A 3009-nucleotide genomic window follows, 5' to 3' on the forward strand; every position below is an offset into this window, starting at 1 on the left:
TATCCGTTTACCAGGTCGCACTCCTTTATTGTTCATGGAGGTACCCGGTAAGGTCGAGCAGACGGTATTACTCTATGGCCATCTGGATAAACAACCTGAAATGACTGGTTGGCAGGAAGGGCTTGGCCCTTGGCAACCTGTAATACGTGATGGGCGTCTTTACGGCCGAGGTGGGGCTGACGATGGTTATGCAGCGTATGCCTCACTGACAGCGATAAAAGCATTACAAGAGCAACAACTTCCTCATGCTCGCTGTGTGTTAATTATCGAGGCCTGTGAAGAAAGCGGCAGTTATGATTTGCCTTATTATATCGAAGCATTAAAAGGCAGAATTGGGCAACCCTCTCTGGTTATTTGCCTGGATTCTGGTGCCGGTAATTATGAACAACTATGGATGACGACGTCTTTGCGCGGTAATGTTGTTGGTGAATTATCGGTTGAATTACTTAGTGAGGGAGTGCATTCAGGCAATGCCAGTGGTATTGTCGCTGATAGTTTCCGTGTAGCGAAACAGTTAATTAGCCGTGTTGAAGATGAAACGAATGGCGAAATTAAATTGGCAGCACTGCACTGTGATATCCCCCCAGAGCGTGTGACGCAAGCAAATGTCTGTGCTGCTGTTCTGGGAGAAGAGGTTTATAGTGGTTTCCCCTTTCATACCGGTGTTGAACCTGTTATCTACGATAAACAACAACTTGTACTAAATCGTACCTGGCGTCCGGCTTTAGCGGTAACAGGGGCTGAAGGTTTGCCAGCCATTGCTGATGCAGGGAATGTGCTTAGAGCTAAAACAGCATTCAAGCTCTCCATGCGCCTGCCGCCTTTAGTCTGCCCCAAAGAAGCTGCGACAGCCTTGCAACAATCGTTAACTCAGAATCCACCTTATCAGGCAAAGATCAGTTTTCGTATTGATGACAGTGCTAAAGGCTGGAATGCACCATTGATGACAGATTGGTTGGCAAAAGCAGTTGATGAGGCTTCATTGGCTTTTTATAAGAAACCTGCTGTTTATATGGGGGAGGGCGGCACAATCCCCTTTATGGCGATGCTGGGTGAAAAATTCCCTGATGCTCAATTTATGATTACAGGTGTCTTAGGCCCACACTCCAATGCACATGGCCCTAATGAGTTTTTGCATTTGGAAATGGTAAAAAAATTAACGGCTTGCGTATCCTATGTGCTTCACTCGTATTTTGTATCATTAAGTCTCGACAGATAAAAAAATACTGAGATACTCATTTGTCTCGCACAGGAGGAGTCTGATGCGAGAAACGGTTTAGTAAAAACCGTATAGTCCAATCAATAAAGGAGAATAAAAATGAAAGCAAGTTTTTTTGCTGTTGTCTGGTCGTTGTTGGTCATCATCTTTCCAACACACGCTGCAACCAATCAAGTCAATACTGTAACCTCGGCCGCTAGTCAAAAATCGAGTGCTAAAGTAGATCTCAACAAAGCAGATATGAATATGCTCGCCGGAGCTTTTAAAGGTATTGGGCAAAAGCGTGCTGAAGCAATTATCAAATACCGTGAAAGTCATGGAGGTTTTAAATCAGTGGAAGAGTTATCCCATGTCCGTGGATTAGGAAAGCAATTCGTGGAAAAGCATTTAATCCAATTACAAGAAGTTTTTACAGTGAGTTAAGCTGTTTAGGGGATTGTTAACATGTCTACTATTATCTTTGCGTTTAGGGTTTGATTTTCTGTGTTTCGCTGCTTATATACTAGTGTGTATGCTTCGCTGCGACGCTCGAATATCAAGCATAATCACTCAAACTAGTGAAATGTTAACGGCCCCTAAATTTAACTAATTTAGTTTGAACACTAACGGCGGGGTGTCCCGCCGATTTTTGATAAATATTGATAAGATAACGGGTTTGTTTTTATCTTCAAATAAATCTTCATCAAGATCTGTCGATTTTTATCCAAATATGAGTTAAAGTGTTCGCCAAAAAAAGAAGAGGTTGTTGCAGATGTTTAGGAAATTAAGGGGCGTTTTTTCCAATGATTTGTCCATTGATTTGGGAACAGCCAATACATTGATTTATGTAAGGGATAAAGGGATCGTTTTAAATGAGCCGTCTGTTGTTGCGTTGCGCAATGAGTCGGGTCAGAAACGAGTGGCGGCTGTTGGTTTGGAAGCAAAACGTATGCTAGGTAGAACGCCTGGTAATATTAATGCTATTAGACCAATGAAAGATGGAGTCATCGCAGATTTCTTTGTTACAGAAAAAATGCTGCAGCACTTCATTCATAAAGTGCATGAGAATCGGTTTTTGCGCCCAAGCCCACGTGTTTTAGTCTGTGTTGCCTTGTGGTTCTACACAGGTTGAGCGTCGTGCAATCCGCGAATCAGCCATGGGTGCAGGTGCACGGGAAGTCTTCCTTATCGAAGAACCGATGGCAGCGGCTTTGGGTTCTGGTATGCCGGTGGAAGAAGCCAGTGGTTCCATGGTCGTGGATATCGGTGGTGGTACTACTGAAGTGGCTATCATTTCTCTCAGTGGTATTGTCTATCATCAATCAGTGCGTATTGGTGGTGATAAATTTGATGATGCAATTGTTTCTTACGTGCGCCGTAATTACGGTACTCTGATTGGCGAAACAACTGCTGAGCGCATTAAGCACGAAATTGGTTCTGCTTTTCCAAGTCGAGATCTGTTCGAGATTGAAGTTCGTGGTAGAAACTTGGCGGAGGGTGTACCACGCAGTTTCACATTGACCAGTGCTGAGATTCTTGAAGCCTTGCAAGAACCGCTTTCAGGTATTGTAGGTGCCGTGAGAGCTGCACTAGAGTTAGCACCTCCCGAATTGGCAGCGGATATTGCCGAACGTGGGATGGTATTAACCGGTGGCGGAGCTTTATTGAAAAACATGGATACTCTCTTGATGGAGGAAACTGGTCTACCCGTGCTGGTTGCAGAAGATCCTTTAACCTGCGTGGCTCGTGGTGGTGGAAAAAGCGTTAGAAACCATGGATCTGCGTGGCGGTGATTTCCTCTCAACCGAATA

The 3009-nt window shown here is 44.2% G+C and carries 2 protein-coding genes and 1 pseudogene; all 3 read left to right on the top strand.

All coding sequences use genetic code 11. The annotated features are described in order from the left end of the window. On the top strand, nucleotides 1-1219 hold a 1219-nt coding region (locus BN58_RS23515), incomplete at its 5' end, for a M20/M25/M40 family metallo-hydrolase (RefSeq protein ID WP_019216480.1). Between the two features lie 99 nt (nucleotides 1220-1318). Continuing rightward, entirely contained in the window at nucleotides 1319-1642 is a 324-nt protein-coding gene (locus tag BN58_RS08655; RefSeq protein ID WP_019216481.1) for a ComEA family DNA-binding protein, read from the top strand. 328 nt (nucleotides 1643-1970) lie between these two features. Continuing rightward, nucleotides 1971-3009: pseudogene (locus BN58_RS23520) on the top strand (rod shape-determining protein); the annotation flags it as partial.

This window comes from Legionella tunisiensis, from assembly GCF_000308315.1.
In the GTDB taxonomy this organism is placed as follows: Bacteria; Pseudomonadota; Gammaproteobacteria; order Legionellales; family Legionellaceae; genus Tatlockia; species Tatlockia tunisiensis.